Below are 17,214 nucleotides of genomic sequence, written 5' to 3' on the forward strand. Positions count from 1 at the left end.
TTCACCAGCATCAGCGTCTGGCCGTACATCGTCGCCACGGAGAGCTTGTGCGGGCGAATCGTCGGCAGATCGACGAGGCGGGTTTCGATGCGTTCAATCGTCACTGAGGTCATGGCGGGCGTTGCATACGTGGAGTTCATGGAATGGTTTTATACGCCCCGCCCAAATGGACCGTCCAATACTTTTGGACACCGGTTTCCATACCCTGCAGGTATAACGGCTTTTGCGTATTCGCAGATAGTGCGGCGCACCATACCTGGATGGAATCGTAAGACGAGATGCCGATGCTTGCTGGGAGGGGCTTTGATGGTGTTGCCGAAGGTTTTGCGCCGTGAACGAAAAACGCCGCTTCAAGGCAAAGCGGCGTTATCAAACCTGGGTGCGAACCGGCGACTGGATTCGAACTTTATCGCAGTGCTGCCCCTGCTCCGGCATCGAGCCGACGGCGATTTGCCGTATCGCGCGTCGCCTGCCAGTAGTAGAGCGGCGAAGTGAGCGCCGTCATCCTGCATGGGCTCTTTCACCCATCGGTTCAGAGGACTGATTGAAGTTTTCGCTTGTATGACACCTGCACGCTGAGCAGACCGGCCGCGTCCTTGACGCACAGCCGGTCATTTGCCCTGCATCACCCGCGCAACTGAATCCAGGTCGTCTTCAACTGCGTGTATTTGTCGAAAGAATGTAGCGAGAGATCGCGGCCAAAGCCCGATTGTTTTCCGCCGCCAAACGGCACGCACACATCCAGCGCGTCCACGGTATTGACCGACACCGTGCCCGCCTTCAGCGCGCGTGCCACGCGATGCGCGCGATTCAGGTCGTCGGTCCACAGCGAAGCAGCGAGTCCATACGCGCTGTCATTGGCGAGGCGTAGCGCCTCTTCTTCCGTGTCGAAGGCGCTGATCGCGAGCACCGGGCCGAACACTTCCTCGCGCGCGATCGGCATGTCGTTGCGCACGCCGGCGAAGATTGTCGGCTCGATGAAATTGTCCGAGCCATTGAAGCTCAGACGCTTGCCGCCCTTGAGCAGTCTCGCGCCGTCGCGCTGGGCCCGTTCGATTGCACTCACGATGCGCGCGGTCTGGCCCGCATCGACGATGGCGCCCGCGCGGCTTGCGGGGTCGAGCGGATCGCCCGGCATCCAGTCGCGCGCCTTGCTCAACAGACGTTCAATGAATTCGTCCTGAATCGAGCGCTGCACATACAGGCGCGAATTCGCCGAGCAGACTTCGCCCTGATTGAAGAAGATGCCAAAGGCCGCTTTTTCAGCGGCAAGATCGAGATCGACGCAATCCTCGAAAACCAGATTCGGGCTTTTACCGCCGCATTCGAGCCAGACCTGCTTGAGATTCGACTCGGCCGCATAACGCATGAAATACTTGCCCACCACGGTCGAGCCTGTAAACACAAGGCAATCCACATCGGGATGCAGGCCGAGCGCGCGCCCCGCCTGCTCGCCCAGACCGGGCACGACGTTGAGCACGCCTTCGGGCAAGCCGGCTTCCAGCGCAAGTTCCGCCAGACGCAGCGCGGAAAGCGGCGACTGTTCCGCGGGCTTGAGCACCACGCTGTTGCCCGCAGCCAGCGCGGGCGCGAGTTTCCACGCGGCCATGTCGAGCGGGAAATTCCACGGTACGACGGCCGCCACCACGCCCAGCGCCTCGCGCGTGATCGTTGCGAACGCATTGGGGGCCGTAGGCGCAACCTGATCGTAGAGTTTGTCGAGCGACTCGCCGTACCAGGCGAACACGTGCGCGGCGCCAGGCACGTCGATGTTGCAGGCATCCGCCACTGGCTTGCCCATGTTCAGCGAATCGAGCAGCGCGAGTTCCTCGCGGTTCGCAAGCATCAACTCCGCCAGACGCAGCAGCACTTTCTTGCGTTCGATGGGCGGCGTGCGCGACCAGACGCCCTTTTCGAAGGCTTCGCGCGCCACGCGCACGGCCAGATCGACGTCTGCCTCGTCGCATGCGGCGACGCGCGCGAGCAGCCGGTTCGTGGCCGGATTCACAGCGTCGAACGTCGCGCCCGAAACGGCAGCAACGCGCCGCCCGCCAATCAGTGCCTGGTCGAAGAAAACCTGCCCGGCAGCGCGGCGCTGCCAGTAGCCGAGATCAAACATGCTGGACTCCTGTAGGGCGGCCTTGGCAGCCCTGTTCATAGGGGAAAGCGAGGGTTAGCGGCGATGGTGAGTGATTTTTTCGCAAAGGAAAATGAATAAGAATATTCTCGATCCATACGATAAAACTAAGCAGAAAAGTTCTTTTCCCGGCTGCGCTGCCAGGGTAAGGTAGTGGCAAAAAACGCCTTACGCCGCGTACAAATAACCACGCATTTCAAACCGATTCATCAAGCCGCACACCTGAACTCCCAAGTGAGCGCGGCCGTGCAGCAGAGGTCCACTTGGCTTTCTACACATTGCGTCAACTCAAGTACTTCGTGACCACGGTCGATGCTGGCAGCGTGGCCGAGGCATCGCGTCAGCTTCATATCGCCCAGCCCTCCATTTCCAGCGCAATCAAAGGGCTGGAAGAGAGCTTCAACATCAAGCTGTTTATCCACCACCACGCGTAAGGCGTATCGCTCACGCCCGGCAATATGCGCTTCTATCGCAAGGTCCAGGAACTGCCGCGCATGGCGCACGAATTCGAACGGAACGCGCTGGCTGATAACGACGTCATCACCGGCCAGATCGACATCGGCTGCTTTGAAACCGTCGCCGCGCTCTATCTGCCACAACTGATCGCGGGCTTTCGCGAGCGCGCCACCTCCGGTCTCGTGAGCGCGCGCCTCAAGCGGGGTCAATTGACCAAGCCCGCGCAGCTATTCGTGGACTTCTGCCGCGAACGCCTCGCTAGCCTGCACGAAGCGCGCGGCTGATATTCAGCTCATGGCGCGCGAGGTACTGCGCGAGCCGTTCAAGCATGGCGTCACAATCCGTGAGCTGTGTCTCGCTGATGAACTCATCGGGCTTGTGGCCCTGGTCCATGCTGCCGGGGCCGCACACCACGGTCGGGATACCCGCCTGCTCGAACAAACCGCCTTCGGTGCCGAACGCCACCGTGCCGAAATCCGTCGAACCGCTGATATGTGCAAGCAGACGCGCGGCCTCGCTTTCGGGCGGCGTCGCCAGCCCAGGATATTCACCGAGCGCTTGCCATTGAATATTGGTATCGGGCTGCACGGCGCGCATGGCGGGCAGCAATTGCGTTTGCGCGTATTGCGCCAGTTCGTCGGCGACGGTTTGCGGCTCGAAACCCGGCAAGGCGCGCACTTCGAAATCGAATTCGCATTCCGCCGGCACGATATTGAGCGCGCGGCCGCCCTCGATGAGCCCCGTTTGCACCGTCGAATACGGCGGATCGAAGCGCTCGTCGCGATGCTCCGGACGTGCGAGCCGCGTGCCGATCTCGTCGAGTTGCCCAATCAGGCGGGCCGCGTAGTGGATCGCGTTGACGCCGTAGGGTGCGTACGCCGAATGACAGGCCGCGCCCTTCACGCAGCAGCGCATCGCCAGTTTGCCCTTGTGGCCCAGCACGGGCTTGAGTTCCGTTGGCTCGCCGATCAGGCACAGCAGCGGCTTGTGCGGCCGCCTCGCCAGTTCTTCGAGCATCGGACGCACGCCAAGGCAGCCCACCTCCTCGTCATAGGAAAACGCCAGATGTACCGGTGTTTTTAGATCAGCCGCGAGAAAAACCGGTACTGCGGCCAGCACCGAGGCGATAAAGCCCTTCATATCCGCCGTGCCGCGTCCGTAAAGACGACCGTCGCGCACGCTCAGGCGGAACGGCTCGACCGTCCACGCCTGACCGTCCACCGGAACCACATCCGTATGCCCCGAAAGCACCACCCCCCCGCGATCCTGCGGGCCGATGGTCGCAAACAGATTCGCCTTGCTGCGTTGCGCGTTGTAGAAAAGCTCGCTGCGTATGCCGAATTCCGCGAGATAGCGTTCGATAAACCCGATCAATTCGAGGTTCGAATCGCGGCTGACCGTCGCGAAACCGATCAGCCGTTCGAGCAAGGCGCGGCTGGTGCGCTCACTCATCGCCTGGCACTCCATAGCTTGGCGCGGCGGTGGGATTGAGCGCACGCGTCAGATAGTCCTGCATCTGCGGACAATAGTCCTGCCACAGGCGGTCAAGCGCGCCCAGCGGATCGTGATCCGCCCAATCGACGCGCAGATCGACCACCGGCCAGGTGTGATCGTCGACGATCTTCAACGCCGCCGAATGCACCGGCCCCGCTTCGCCGCCCGCCGCCATGGCCGCGTGCATGGCGCCCAGCAGCCGATCGGCGAGCGTGCCCGCCGCGCCCTCGAAGGCCCGCACCATGGCCTCGATCACCTCGGGGCCTGCGAGCATATTGCCCGCCGCCACGCACTGCTCGCCCGCCACGGCGTGATAAACGCCCAGCGCTTCCTTGCCGCTGAAAAATGCGGTGCGGCCCAGCGCGTCGATCACCGTGACCTGGCGGTACTGGCTCCAGCCGTTCGAATTCAGCGCCCGGTCCAACGCGGCGGCGGGGTCGAGTTGCCGATGCTCCAGCAGATCGAGCACCTGCGGCCCGAGCGCCGGCAGCGTGACATTCTGCGTGGCCACCACGCCCACGCCCGCACGCGCCCACGGGCAGCGCGCGCCCACCGCGATACTCGACGAGCTGATGGCAATGCCAAGCTGCCCGGTTTCGGCGCAACGGCCCACAATCGAAAAAGTCATGGCGTGCTCTCCTTGATTTTCTGCCTGGGTTTCAGGCCTGAACCGGCGTCCAGCCGTCCGGAATCACGGCGATCACATCGATTTCCATGAGCCATTGCGGCTGCCCCAACGCCGACACCACAAGGCCGGTCGAAATCGGAAACACGCCCTTGAGCCATTTGCCCACTTCCTGGTACACCGGTTCGCGGTAGCGTGGGTCGATCAGATAGGTGGTCGTCTTGACGATGTGCGTGAGGTCGCTGCCGGCTTCTTCGAGCAATTGCCTGACGTTCTTCATCGCCTGTTCGGCCTGCGCGCGCGGGTCGCCCAGACCCACCAGCCTGCCGTCGAAATCGGTGCCCACCTGGCCGCGCACGTAGACGGTATTGCCGGCGCGAACGGCCTGGCACAGATCGTTGTCGAGCGTCTGGTTCGGATAAGTATCCCTGGTATTGAACATGCGGATACGGGTATGCGTAGGCATTTAAGCGACTCCAATTGCGTTGTTGACTTCTGCGCCAGCTTCCACGCCTGCTGTGTGCTGGCCGGGCTTGTTCTGCTCGCTCTGCTCTCTTTGCTTGCGCTGCGTTGCGTCGCGATAGTCGAGGTATTGCGACTGCGTGGCGATATGGCCGGCAACGTGCTTCGCGTCGTGCCACACGCCCCAGATAAACGATGATCCGCGCCGCGAGAGCCACGGCCGGCCCACGAAATAAACGCCCGGCTCGCTGGACACGCCGCGCTGATGCTTCGGCTTGCCCCTCGCGTCGAAGGCATTCACCTGGAGCCAGCCGTAGTCGTTGGCGTAGCCGGTCGCCCAGACCACCGAAGTCACACCGGCGGCGCGCAGGTCGAGCTCCAGAATGGGCTGCGTCACGCATTCAGGGTCCGGCACGCTGACGCGCGCCTCGGGCTCTTCCGGCAGTTCGAGACCATTGCGCGTCACGTAGGCATCGGCCGCGTCGAGCAGCGAAAGATAATTCGCGTCGCCATTCGCAAGATGCGTCGCGAGATCCGCCTCGAACGTCGCGACGCCATCGTTGAAGGCTTTGGTCACGCCCACGAGCGTCATGCCTTCGTGCGCGAGTTTGCGGAAATTCACGGTATGGCCGCCGCGTGCGCCGCTCACCGCGATCGTTACGTGTTCCCGTCCCGGCACGGCGGTTTCCATGTCCCAGAGGCCCAGCACGCCCAGCCACCAGCAGAAGTCACGATTGCGATACGCGCGCGGCGGACGGTCATGCGGCCCGACCGACAGATAAACGCGCTTGCCCGCGCGCATCATTTCTTCGGCAATCTGCACGCCCGATGAACCTGCGCCTACCACAAGCACCGCGCCTTCGGGCAATTGCTGCGGATTGCGATAATCGGCCGAGTGAATCTGCACGAGATCGGCGGATGCCCTGGGTGCAATCGGCGGAATCACGGGGCGCTGGAACGGGCCAGTCGCCACCACGACGCGTTGCGCCTCGATCACGCCACGACTGGTTTCAACGGTAAAACCGGGGCGGCCTTCGTTGCGTACGACCTTCGTTACCTCCACGCCGGTGCGGATCGGTGCGTCGATCTGCTTTGCATAAGCCTCGAAATAGTCGGCCACGCGATCCTTGGATGCGAAAGCGTCCGGGTCGAGATCGTCGAATTCCAGGCCGGGAAAGCGGTCGTGCCAGGCCGGGCCGTTTGCCACCAGCGAATCCCAGCGTCCGGTTCTCCAGCGCTCGGCGATGCGCTCGCGCTCCAGCACGAGATGCGGCACGCCCAGCTTGCCCAGGTGTTCGCTCATCGCCACGCCGGCCTGGCCGGCGCCGACCACGAGCGTATCTACGGTTTCGATTGTCATTGCGGTTTCCTTATGCACGGCGGTCTGTAATCGGCGTCGACAGCGCCTGTGCGACTCCATGGTGAGTGGTGTTGTCTCGTGTTGTGACGTGCTGTGTCGTGCTGTGTCGCGCTGTGTCGTATTGCTTCGTGCCTATTCTGTTCAGAGCCCGCAATCTGCGAAACGATGATTTTTGTCGTTCCTGCCAGGAAAAATTTTCGGCTCTTTTTTGAAATGCCTTTTCATTCGAATTGGCGCGCAATAAAAAAGCGCCCGCACGCTCCCACACGAGAGCGAAACGGGCGTGGAGATCACCCGCGTGATCTGTCGATGACCGTCGCTCTATGACGCCTCGCCGAGCACCTTCTTTGCCGTCGCATCCACCGCCTGGCGCATCTTGTCCACCAGTTCGTCGATCTGCGCATGATCGATCACGAGCGGCGGCGCGACGATCAGGCGGCCATTGGTCGAGCGCACGATCACGCCCAGATCGAAGCCCACGGAACGGCTATGCCACGTCAGATCCGCTTCATTGGCAAAGCGCTCGCGCGTGGTCTTGTCCTTCGCGAACTGGATCGCCGCAACGGCGCCCACACCCTGCACCTCGCCAATTAGCGGGTGATCGGCAAACGCGTCGCGCAAGGCTTTCTGCAGATACGGGCCGGTATCCGTCTTCGTGCGTTCGACGAGGCCGCCTCGGTCGAGCACGTCCAGATTCGCGAGCGCCACCGCAGCTGCCACGGGATGGCCCGAGTAGGTCAGCCCATGCGCGTAGACGCCGCCGCGCTCGACCAGCGCTTCGCCCACGCGACGGCTCATGATGAGGCCGCCCATCGGCACATAGCCCGACGTCAATCCCTTCGCAATGCAGATCAAATCCGGTTCGAAACCAAAATGGCGATGCGCGAACCATTCGCCCGTTCGGCCAAAGCCGCCGATCACTTCGTCCGCGCAAAGCAGCACGTCGTATTGGCGGCAGATGCGCTCGATTTCCTGCCAGTAACCTTCCGGCGGAAAAATCATGCCGCCGGCCCCCTGGAACGGTTCGGCAACGAAGGCGGCCACCTTGTCCGCGCCGAGTTCGAGAATCTTGCGCTCCAGCGATTGCGCAGCAGCCTTGCCGAAGACCTCCGGCGAGAGATCGCCGCCGTTCGCGTACCAGTAGGGTTCGTCGACGTGCGTGATATTGGGGATCGGCAAATCGCCCATTTCGTGCATGAATGCCATGCCGCCCAGCGACGCGCTGCCCACCGTCGAGCCGTGATAGCCGTTTACGCGCCCGATCAGCACTTTCTTTTCGGGCTTGCCCATTACGTCCCAGAAGCGCCGAACGGTGCGGATCAGCACTTCGTTCGATTCGGAGCCCGAGTTCGTATACACCACGTGGCTAAACTTCCCGCCCAGCAGTGAAAACAGTTTTTCCGAAAGATTGATGACCGACGGATGCGTGGTGTGAAAGAACATGTTGTAGTAAGACAGTTCTTTCATCTGCACCGCCGCCGCGTCGACCAGCTCCTTGCGCCCATAGCCAACGTTAGTGCACCAGAGGCCCGACATCCCGTCCAGATAGCGATTGCCGTCGTTGTCCCAGAGATAGACACCCTCGCCTCGCACCATCACGCGCGGGCCTTCCGCGTTCAACGCCTTTTGATCGACGAAAGCATGCAGATGATGCGTGGCATCGCTCGTCTGGTAATCACGGGTGCTGCGCTGGGGAAGATCGTGTGCATTCATTTTCAGATTCCAGAATTCGGACTTCGATTGGTCACCGTTGCTCCTGGTGCTTACCCTCGGTGCTCGCGGCAAGTGCGACCACCCGCTTCGAGCCACTTTCCATCGACAAAATACGAAGGTAAAGAAAGCAATTTCTGGCTATTGCATTGGATTTATCTATGCAATACGACCGCTGTGAATGGTGCACCCAACCCAGACTTTCAGTGTGCTTTCCGCATTTTTACTGTACCGGATTCAAACATAGAGAAAACCTATCCATGAGCTAGCTAAACTATTTTTTTCTCGCGATTTTCACAGTGCTACGCTTCAGCCGTCGTTCGTCACCGCCCTGATTTTTCGTACGTCCATCAACGCTTTCACGCACTGGGCGCATGTCCTCCCGTCTTTTTCATCCGTAGAGAGAACATCATGAGCATCGATCGATTCCGGCAGATTGCGCGTCCCGCGATTGCATTGGCTTCACTGGCCTCTATCGCCAGTGTGGGCAATTTGATGGCCACGCCCGTCATGGCCGCCGAAACGCAGCTGAACATCTATAACTGGTCCGACTACATCGGCAAGGACACGATTCCAGACTTCGAGAAACAAACGGGAATCAAGGTCAAATACGATAACTACGATGGTGACGACACCCTGCAGGCCAAGCTACTCGCAGGCAGCTCCGGCTACGACATCGTGGTGCCCACGTCCAATTACATGGCGCGCCAGATTCCCGCCGGCATCTATCAAAAGCTCGACAAGTCGAAATTGCCCAATCTGGCGAATCTCGATCCCGGCCTGATGAAGATCATCGCGCAAGCGGATCCGGGCAACCAGTATGGTGCGCCTTACGCCTACGGCACCGATGGGATGGGCTACAACGTGCAGGCCGTGCAGAAAGCGCTGGGCGGCAACGCGCCTGTGGATAGCTGGGCGCTGGTGTTCGATCCTGAGAACATGTCGAAACTCAAGAGCTGCGGCGTGTCCTTCCTCGATCAGGCCGTCGACGTATTCGCGGCGACGCTGCAATACCTGCATAAAGATCCAAACAGCACCAACCCCGGCGATTATCAGGTGGCCTACGAGACGCTGAAGAAAATCCGCCCGTATATCACGCAGTTCAATTCGTCCGGTTATATCAACGACCTGGCGAACAACGATATTTGCGTGGCATTTGGCTGGTCGGGCGATATTGGTATCGCGCATCGCCGTGCGGTGGACGCGAAACGCGCCTATGAGATCAAGTTCTCGAATGCCCGGGAAGGCGGACTGATCTGGTTCGACATCATGGGCATTCCCAAGGACGCGCCCCATCCGGAGGCGGCGCTCGCGTGGATCAACTACATCGAGGACCCGAAGGTCAACGCTGGCATCACCAATGAGGTGTTCTATCCCACGCCGAACACAGCGGCGCAATCCTTCGTGACCGCATCGGTAGCCAATGATGCGGGCGTGTATCCGCCGCCGGAGGTGCTCGCGAAAATGACGATGATGAAGGCACTCCCCGCCGACATCCTGCGCCTCGAAAACCGTCTCTGGGCTCAGCTCAAGACCGGGCACTAAAAGCCCATCCGCCTCGCGGTCCGCAGCGTGTCAAGCAAGAACGGCGATGGCGGCTTGGCGCTCAACTGCAACGGCATGGATCCGTACAACGGCTTTGGTATCGGTGCGGACTGCCTGGCAAATTCGCAAGCGAACGACGGGCTGGGCTTCGAGTGCAAGGGCGCGGTGCGTCAGGACGTAGCGCTGGACCTGCTGTTCTACCCGACCCAGCCGATCACGGTGAAGGTGGAATTCCGCCACGACTGGGCGTCGCGGAAGGTGTTCCGGCGTAACGACGGTTCGTACAGCAAGAGCAATGACTTGCTGGGAGCGCAGTTCATCTACTCGTTCTAGCCAGCGAGTCAGGGCCGCGCATACTGGTGCTTGATCAGCTCCTCGGCAAACGAGGCGAAACGCTGCACCACCATGCGCGGCTTCATCGTGCGCGAGTGCGCAATGCCCAAAGTCGTCGCGACGACTTTTTCCTTGAAGCGCTTCACCACGAAATCCCCGCCATCGACGGTTTGCGTCGATTTGAGCGGGAAATTCAGGATGCTGTAGCCCAGGCCATTCGCCACCATACCGCGCACCACTTCAGGTTGCGACGAGCGGAAAACCGGCACGGGCCGCTGCCCGATCGCATCGAATAAAGAAGAAAAATATTCGCGACTATGCGGCAGATCTAGCATCACATACGGTTCGCCGACGAGATTCGCCAGCGACACCGCACGATGTTGCGCAAGCGGATGCTTGCTCGGCAGGATCACATACGGCGGCAGTCGCACCAGCGGACGAAATTCGATGCCGTCGGTGAGATCGATATCGTAAGTCAGCGCAATATCGAGCGAGCCGTCGTGCAGCCCTTCGAACAAGCCATCCTGGTGCGCCTCCATGGTTTTGAAGGCAATGCCCGCATGATCGGCCAGAAAGCGGCTGATCAACCCGGAAAGCAACGGCGGCGCCAGCGAGACGAGACAACCCAGCGCGATCGTCCCCGTCATGCCGGTATCGAGCCCGCGCGCGACCGACTGCAGTTCCTCGGCGTTTTTCAAAAGATCGCGTGTTTTACCGAGCAATTCGCGCCCTGCCTGTGTCAGCGAAAGACCGGCTGCATGATGGCGAATAAACAGTTGAATGCCGAATGCGTCTTCGAGTTCGGAGATCGCACTGGAAATGGAAGGCTGCGAGATATGCATCAGCCGCGCGGCGGAGGTGAACGACAGCGTTTCCGCGGCCGTCACGAAGTAGCGCAACTGGCGCAGGGAAAAATTGAGGCGGGAGCTTTCCATTTCAGGCGAGCGCGAGGGAATGAATGGCTATGACGATGTGATATCACGCCAGAATTCCGCGTGCAGGGCAAGTCATGGAAACGACACTTGCCCCGCACGCGGAAAGCCCCCTCGCCTCGCTTAATGGACCGCGCTTGCTCCGGGTTGCGAAATCTTCGACGTCTGCATCGCCGTGCTGTCCGAATCGGCATTACGCGGCGCATCGCCGGTATTGGCGATCCAGCCGCCGCCCAGGTACTGATACAGATCGACCAGGTTGGTCAGCCGGTCCAGATTGGCGCTGATGAGCGATTGCTGCGCCGTGTACAGGTCCGTCTGCGCGCTCAGCACCGTGAGGTAGCTGTCCACGCCGTTGCGATAACGAAGATCGGACAGCGAATAACGGCGCTGCTGGGTGGTGGTGTACGCGCGCAGATCGCTGATCTGCGTGTCGTACGTGCCGCGCGCCGCGAGACCATCAGCCACTTCGCGGAAGGCCGTCTGGATGGCCTTTTCATACGTGGCCACGTCCTCGTCCTTCTCCAGCTTCGCCACGTCGAGCGCCGCCTTGTTCGCGCCGCCCTCGAAAATCGGCATGGTGATGGTCGGGCCGAAATCCCACGCGAGTTGCCCCGGCTTGAAGAGCGAACCCAGGCTCGCACTCGCATAACCGAACTGCCCCGTCAGGCTGATGCTCGGGAAAAACGCGGCGCGCGCTGCACCGATATTGGCGTTGGCGGCCTTGAGCGTTTCCTCGGCTTCGAGAATATCGGGGCGGCGCGTGAGCAGTTCGCTCGGCAGGTTGGCCGGAATATCGGCAAGCAGATCCTGCGAATCGAGCGGCAGGCCCGCTGGCAGATCGGCCGGCAACGGCGCGCCCAGCAGCAGCACGAGCGCGTTTTCGGCCTGCGCACGCAGGCGCAACTGGCTTTCGTAATTCGCATGCGCCTGTTGCACGACGCCTTGCGCCTCGCGCAGATCCAGCTCAGAACTCGTGCCCGTGTCGTACTCGGTCTTGGTGAGTTGATACGACTTCTGCGCGGAGTCGAGTGTTGCCTTCGTGACCTTGAGCGAATCATCGTAAGCGATCATCGTCAGGTACTGGTCGGCCACTTCCGAGACCAGCGTGATCTCGGCCGCCTTGCGCGCCTGCGCCGTCGATAGATAAGTGTGCAACGCCTGATTCGAGAGGCTGCGCACCTTGCCGAAGAAGTCCAGCTCCCACGACGCGCCGGCCTCAGCCTGATAGTCGCTCGACACGGTCGCGCGGCCCACGTACGAGAGATCGGCGGGCGTGCGCGTGCGCGTGCCGGTGCCGGTCGCGGAAAGCGTCGGCAGCAGGTTCGCGCGTTCGATGCGGTACTGCGCGCGCGCCTGCGCCACCTTCAGCACGGAGACGCGCAGATCGCGGTTGTTCTGCAGCGCCAGCTCGATGAGCTTTTGCAGGCGCGGGTCCTTGAAGAAGTCGCGCCAGCCGATATCGGCCGCTGCGATCCCCTGCGCCGTGCTCGCACCATCGGTTGCACCGGTGGGCTGGCTGTCGTACGCCGGCCCGGTCGGATACGCGGCGGACACGGGCGCGGCGGGTTGCGTGTAATGCGGCTCCAGCGTGCAGGCGGAAGTCAGGCAGACCACCGCCGCGGCCAGCGCGCTCAACGTGAGCTTATTCATGGCCGTCCTCCTGCGCGAGCGCCGCTTCGGGGTTTGCCAATGCATTGGCCGGTTTTTCACCGCCGAACTTCGATCGAATGACCACATAGAACATCGGAATCATGAAAATGGCGAGGAAGGTGGCCGTGAACATGCCGCCGATCACGCCCGTGCCGATTGCGTGCTGCGATGCCGAACCCGCGCCGTTGCTGATACACAGCGGCAGCACGCCTAGCACGAAGGCCATCGACGTCATCAGGATCGGGCGCAGACGCAGACGTGCCGCTTCGAGCGCCGCCGCCACGGCGGACATCCCTTGCTGCTCCTGCAATTCGCGCGCGAATTCCACGATCAGAATCGCGTTCTTCGCCGATAGACCCACCGTCGTGAGCAGGCCTACCTGGAAGAACACATCGTTTTCGAGGCCGCGCAAGGTCACCGCGAGCAGCGCGCCGATCACACCAAGCGGCACAACCAGAATCACCGCGAATGGAATCGACCAGCTTTCATACAGCGCCGCCAGACACAGGAACACCACGATGATCGAGATCGCATAGAGCAAGGGCGCCTGGCTGCCCGACTGGATTTCCTGGAACGACAGCCCCGTCCACGCATAGCCGATGCCTGCCGGCAGTTTCGAAGCGAGTTGCTCCATCGCGTTCATCGCCTGGCCGGTCGATTTTCCGGCTGCGGCCTGCCCCTGGATTTCCAGCGCGGAGATGCCGTTATAGCGTTCGAGCTTGGGCGAACCGAAGGTCCACTTGCCCTTCGCGAAGGCATTGAACGGCACCATCGTGCCCGACGAGCCACGCACATACCAGCGGCCCAGATCGTCCGGGTTCATACGGAACGGCGCATCGGCCTGCACGTAGACGCGCTTGATCCGGCCATCGGTATCGAGGAAGTTGTTGATGTACTTCGAACCCCATGCAATCGAGAACGTATCGTCGATATCGGAAGCGGCCACGCCCATTGCTTCGGCCTTCTCGCGATCGATATCCACCTTGTACTGCTGCGTATCGCTCAGACCGTTCGGGCGCACCAGCGCGAGACTCGGATCCTTCGCGGCCATCGCCAGCAACTGGTTGCGCGCGGCCATCAGCTTCTCGTGGCCAAGCGAGGCGTTGTCGGTCAACTCGAAGTCGAAGCCGGAGGCCGTGCCCAGTTCAGGAATCGAAGGCGGATTGATCGGGATGATCGTCGCGTCCTTGTAGTTCGCGAAGTGCTGGAACACGCGGCCCACCAGCGCCTGCACCTTCTGGTTCGCGGCGCGGCGTTTGTCGAAGTCCTTCATCTGCACGAACACCATGCCGGAGTTCTGGCCACGGCCCGCGAAGTTGAAACCGTTCACCGTGAATACGGATTCGACGATGTTCTTCTCGTCCGTGAGCAGGTAGTCGGCCACGGCCTTGAGCGAGCGCGCCGTGGTTTCCTGGGTCGAGCCCGGCGGCGTCTGGACCTGTACGAACATCGTGCCCTGGTCTTCATCGGGCAGGAACGACTTCGGCAGGCGCACGAACAGGAAGCCCACGCCAACGATCACCGCCAGATAGATCACGAACCAGCGGCCCGAACGCCTGATGACGTGCTGCACGCCGCCGTGATATTTGTCGCGGCTCTTGTCGAAGGTGCGGTTGAACCAGCCGAAGAAGCCCTTCTTGACTTCGTGATGGCCCTTGGGAATCGGCTTGAGCAGGGTTGCGCACAGCGCGGGCGTGAGCACCAGCGCGACGAGCACCGACAGCACCATCGCCGCCACGATCGTCAGCGAGAACTGACGATAGATCGCGCCCACCGAGCCGCCCGAAAACGCCACCGGCACGAACACGGCGGACAGCACCAGCGCAACGCCCACCAGTGCGCCCGTGATCTGGCCCATCGCCTTGCGGGTCGCTTCCCTTGGCGGCAAGCCTTCCTCCGCCATCACGCGCTCGACGTTTTCGACCACCACGATGGCGTCGTCAACCAGCAAGCCGATTGCCAGCACGAGACCGAACATCGACAGCGTGTTGATCGAGAAGCCCACCGCGCCCATGATCGCGAAGGTGCCCAGCAGCACCACCGGCACGGCGATGGTCGGGATCAGCGTGGCGCGCAGGTTCTGCAGGAACAGATACATCACGAGGAACACCAGCACGATGCCTTCGATCAGCGTCTTGACCACTTCCTCGATCGACAGGCGCACGAACGGCGTGGTGTCGTACGGATACTTCACCACCAGACCGTGCGGGAAGTTCTTCGACAGTTCCGCGAGCTTGGCCTGCACCAGCTTCTGCGTTTGCAGCGCGTTCGCACCCGTCGCAAGCTGAATGCCGAAACCGGCGGCTGGCGCGTTGTCGTATCTGGTGTCGAAATTATAGTTTTCGCCGCCCAGTTCGATGCGCGCCACGTCTTTCAGGCGCACCTGCGAGCCGTCCTGATTCACCTTCAGCAGCACATTGCCGAATTCTTCTGGCGTCCGAAGGAACGATGCTTCCGTGATGGTCGCCTGCATCGCCTGGCCCTTCACGGACGGCGTGCCGCCGATCGAACCCGCCGCCACCTGCACGTTCTGGTTCGTGATCGCCGTTTCCACGTCGACGGGTGTGAGCGCGTACTGATTGAGCTTGTTGGGGTCCAGCCAGATGCGCATCGAGAACTGCGTGCCGAACAGCGTGACCGTGCCGACGCCATCGACGCGGCTCAGCGGGTCTTCGATATGCGAAGCCACGTAGTTCGCCAGATCGTAGCGGTCCATGCTGCCGTCGGAGGACACGAAGGCCATCACCATCAGGAAGCTGCTGCTGGACTTGGTGACCTTGATGCCGGCTTCCTGCACCACGGTCGGCAGGACCGGCGTGGCGAGTTGCAGCTTGTTCTGCACCTGCACCTGCGCGATGTCGGGATTGGTGCCCGCCGCGAAGGTCAGCGTGATGGTGGCCGCGCCCGAATCGTCGGACGTCGACGACATATACAGCAGATGGTCGAGACCGCTCATCTGCTGCTCGATCACCTGCGTCACGGTGTCTTCGACGGTCTTGGCCGAAGCGCCCGAGTAGCTCGCGCTGATCTGGATGGAAGGCGGCGCGATGGTCGGATACTGCGCCACCGGCAAGTTGAAGATGGATGCTGCGCTCGTCATCATCAGGATGATCGCGATCACCCAGGCGAAGATGGGCCTGTCTATGAAAAATCGAGCCATTTAATGCAACCTCACACTGCGCCAGCGGACGCGGCCGCGGCCGACGAAGCCGCATCGGTTGCGGGCGCAACGGTCGATGCGGGAGTCACGCCCTGATCGACCGTCTTCACGGTCTCGCCCGGCTGCACCTTCATGCCGCCGGAGATGACCACACGGTCCCCTGCTTCCAGGCCCTTTTCGACGATCCAGTTATCGTTGTTCACGCCGCCCGTGGTGAGCTGGCGCGATTCGATCCTGTTCTGCGCATTGACCACGAGCGCCGTGGCATTGCCCTTCTGGTCGTGCTGGACGGCGGCTTCGGGCAGCAGCACGGCCTGCTCGTTGTAGCCTTCGTCGATGCGCGCGCGCACATACATGCCCGGCAGCAGCACATTCTGCGGATTGTCGAACGTGGCGCGCACGGTGACCGAACCCGTGGTCTGATCGACGGTCACATCCGAAAATTCGAGGTGGCCATCGCCCTGATACGGCTGGCCGTCTTCGAGGATCAACTGCACCTTGGCCGCGTGCGGGCCGGTCAGCGTGACCTTGCCTTCGGCGGCGGCGCGGCGCAGTTTCAGGCCGTCGACGCTCGACTGCGTGAGGTCGACGTAGACGGGGTCGAGCTGCTGCACGGTCGCCAGTTGGGTGGCGCCGCTCGATTGCACATAAGCGCCCGGCGTTACCGACGATTTGCCGATGCGCCCGGAGATCGGCGAATAGACGTTGGTGTAGCCGAGGTTGATCTTCGCGGTTTCGACGCTCGCGGCGTCGGCTTCCACATCGGCCTGCGCCTCGCCTGCGGAGGCCACGGCGTTGTCGTAGTCCTGCTTGCTGACGGCGTTGGCGGCGACCAGCACCTTGTAGCGGTCGGCCTGCGCCTGGGCGGCGATCAGCGTCGCGCGCGCCTTGGCGAGCGTGCCCTTGGCGTTGTCGAGCGAGGCCTGATACGGCGCCGGATCGATCTGATAAAGCAGTTGCCCGGCCTTCACCTGGCTGCCTTCGATGAAGGTGCGCTTGAGCACGATGCCGGTTGCGCGCGCCTGCACCTCGGCGACGAGATGCGCGCTGACGCGGCCCGGCAATTCGACGGAAACGGGCACAGCGGTGGTCTGCACGCGCATCACGTTGACTTCCGGCGTGGCGGCGGCGGGGGCTTGCGGCTTGTCGGAGCAGGCGGCAAGTCCGATGGCGGCGCACATGACTGCGATGGCGCGAAGAGTGGGCGTTTCCGGTGTGATGGCGTGGATTCCTGAATGTCTTGTCATATTCGCTTGAGGCGCGGCGGGCTTGCGGCCCTACCGTCTTACCAATCCCTTAAACATTGCTTCACGCGCAATGTACGCGGCATGGCAAAGCGCTGTGTTA

General features: G+C 61.9%; 11 protein-coding genes and 2 pseudogenes. 3 read left to right on the plus strand and 10 right to left on the minus strand.

What is annotated here, in order from left to right:
- Positions 1–625 precede the first annotated feature (625 nt).
- Positions 626–2,119 (minus strand): aldehyde dehydrogenase, encoded by a 1,494-nt coding sequence (locus F4827_RS22615; RefSeq protein WP_183727637.1) that lies wholly within the window; start codon positions 2,117–2,119, stop codon positions 626–628.
- A gap of 281 nt (positions 2,120–2,400) precedes the next feature.
- On the opposite strand from F4827_RS22615, the pseudogene F4827_RS22620 reads away from it, so the two are divergent.
- Positions 2,401–2,799, plus strand: a pseudogene (locus F4827_RS22620) (LysR family transcriptional regulator); the annotation flags it as partial.
- Positions 2,800–2,851: 52 nt separating this feature from the next.
- Here the strand turns inward: F4827_RS22620 and argE are convergent.
- The 5 genes from argE to F4827_RS22645 all read right to left on the minus strand — a co-directional run bounded on the left by argE (position 2,852) and on the right by F4827_RS22645 (position 8,247).
- Complete coding sequence (argE, locus tag F4827_RS22625; RefSeq protein WP_183727635.1) at positions 2,852–4,045, minus strand: acetylornithine deacetylase; 1,194 nt, start codon at positions 4,043–4,045, stop codon at positions 2,852–2,854.
- Positions 4,038–4,715 (minus strand): DUF1028 domain-containing protein, encoded by a 678-nt coding sequence (locus tag F4827_RS22630; RefSeq protein ID WP_183727633.1) that lies wholly within the window; start codon positions 4,713–4,715, stop codon positions 4,038–4,040. Before F4827_RS22630 ends, argE begins: the two co-directional genes overlap by 8 nt.
- Positions 4,716–4,746: 31 nt before the next feature.
- Positions 4,747–5,178, minus strand: coding sequence for a RidA family protein (locus tag F4827_RS22635; protein WP_183727631.1), 432 nt, complete (start codon positions 5,176–5,178; stop codon positions 4,747–4,749).
- A complete protein-coding gene (locus F4827_RS22640) occupies positions 5,179–6,534 on the minus strand; it encodes an NAD(P)/FAD-dependent oxidoreductase (RefSeq protein ID WP_183727628.1) in 1,356 nt (451 codons plus the stop codon).
- A gap of 321 nt (positions 6,535–6,855) precedes the next feature.
- Positions 6,856–8,247, minus strand: a complete 1,392-nt coding sequence (locus tag F4827_RS22645) for an aspartate aminotransferase family protein (RefSeq protein ID WP_183727626.1) — start codon at positions 8,245–8,247, stop codon at positions 6,856–6,858.
- A 408-nt stretch (positions 8,248–8,655) separates the two neighbouring features.
- Between F4827_RS22645 and F4827_RS22650 the strand changes: the two genes are divergently transcribed.
- Together F4827_RS22650 and F4827_RS22655 are read left to right on the plus strand one after the other, a co-directional pair.
- The gene (locus tag F4827_RS22650; protein ID WP_183727624.1) at positions 8,656–9,789 is read left to right on the plus strand and encodes a polyamine ABC transporter substrate-binding protein; all 1,134 of its coding nucleotides are present in this window, start codon (positions 8,656–8,658) and stop codon (positions 9,787–9,789) included.
- 27 nt (positions 9,790–9,816) lie between these two features.
- Positions 9,817–10,122 (plus strand): annotated as a pseudogene (locus F4827_RS22655) (DUF3138 family protein); the annotation flags it as partial.
- Between the two features lie 8 nt (positions 10,123–10,130).
- Here F4827_RS22655 and F4827_RS22660 read toward each other — a convergent pair.
- The 4 genes from F4827_RS22660 to F4827_RS22675 all read right to left on the minus strand — a co-directional run bounded on the left by F4827_RS22660 (position 10,131) and on the right by F4827_RS22675 (position 17,087).
- Positions 10,131–11,057 carry a LysR family transcriptional regulator gene (locus F4827_RS22660; protein ID WP_183727622.1) on the minus strand — a complete coding sequence of 309 codons (927 nt, stop codon included), beginning with the start codon at positions 11,055–11,057 and terminating at the stop codon, positions 10,131–10,133.
- Positions 11,058–11,177: 120 nt separating this feature from the next.
- Positions 11,178–12,707: an efflux transporter outer membrane subunit gene (locus tag F4827_RS22665; protein WP_183727620.1), complete on the minus strand. Its 1,530-nt coding sequence runs from the start codon at positions 12,705–12,707 to the stop codon at positions 11,178–11,180.
- Positions 12,700–15,867, minus strand: a complete 3,168-nt coding sequence (locus tag F4827_RS22670) for an efflux RND transporter permease subunit (RefSeq protein WP_183727618.1) — start codon at positions 15,865–15,867, stop codon at positions 12,700–12,702. The genes F4827_RS22665 and F4827_RS22670 overlap by 8 nt, the downstream gene beginning before the upstream one ends.
- 11 nt (positions 15,868–15,878) lie before the next feature.
- Positions 15,879–17,087, minus strand: coding sequence for an efflux RND transporter periplasmic adaptor subunit (locus tag F4827_RS22675; RefSeq protein WP_409258846.1), 1,209 nt, complete (start codon positions 17,085–17,087; stop codon positions 15,879–15,881).
- Positions 17,088–17,214 lie beyond the last annotated feature (127 nt).

It is taken from the genome of Paraburkholderia bannensis, assembly GCF_014200455.1.
Classification (GTDB): Bacteria; Pseudomonadota; Gammaproteobacteria; order Burkholderiales; family Burkholderiaceae; genus Paraburkholderia; species Paraburkholderia bannensis_A.

What these genes read in the sequence shown, in the direction of transcription:
- F4827_RS22630 (WP_183727633.1), bottom strand. Translation starts at nt 4,715, where the DNA reads ATGACTTTTTCGATTGTGGGCCGTTGCGCCGAAACCGGGCAGCTTGGC.
- F4827_RS22645 (WP_183727626.1), bottom strand. Translation starts at nt 8,247, where the DNA reads ATGAATGCACACGATCTTCCCCAGCGCAGCACCCGTGATTACCAGACG.
- F4827_RS22660 (WP_183727622.1), bottom strand. Translation starts at nt 11,057, where the DNA reads ATGGAAAGCTCCCGCCTCAATTTTTCCCTGCGCCAGTTGCGCTACTTC.
- F4827_RS22640 (WP_183727628.1), bottom strand. Translation starts at nt 6,534, where the DNA reads ATGACAATCGAAACCGTAGATACGCTCGTGGTCGGCGCCGGCCAGGCC.
- F4827_RS22670 (WP_183727618.1), bottom strand. Translation starts at nt 15,867, where the DNA reads ATGGCTCGATTTTTCATAGACAGGCCCATCTTCGCCTGGGTGATCGCG.
- F4827_RS22665 (WP_183727620.1), bottom strand. Translation starts at nt 12,707, where the DNA reads ATGAATAAGCTCACGTTGAGCGCGCTGGCCGCGGCGGTGGTCTGCCTG.
- F4827_RS22650 (WP_183727624.1), top strand. Translation starts at nt 8,656, where the DNA reads ATGAGCATCGATCGATTCCGGCAGATTGCGCGTCCCGCGATTGCATTG.
- argE (WP_183727635.1), bottom strand. Translation starts at nt 4,045, where the DNA reads ATGAGTGAGCGCACCAGCCGCGCCTTGCTCGAACGGCTGATCGGTTTC.
- F4827_RS22615 (WP_183727637.1), bottom strand. Translation starts at nt 2,119, where the DNA reads ATGTTTGATCTCGGCTACTGGCAGCGCCGCGCTGCCGGGCAGGTTTTC.
- F4827_RS22635 (WP_183727631.1), bottom strand. Translation starts at nt 5,178, where the DNA reads ATGCCTACGCATACCCGTATCCGCATGTTCAATACCAGGGATACTTAT.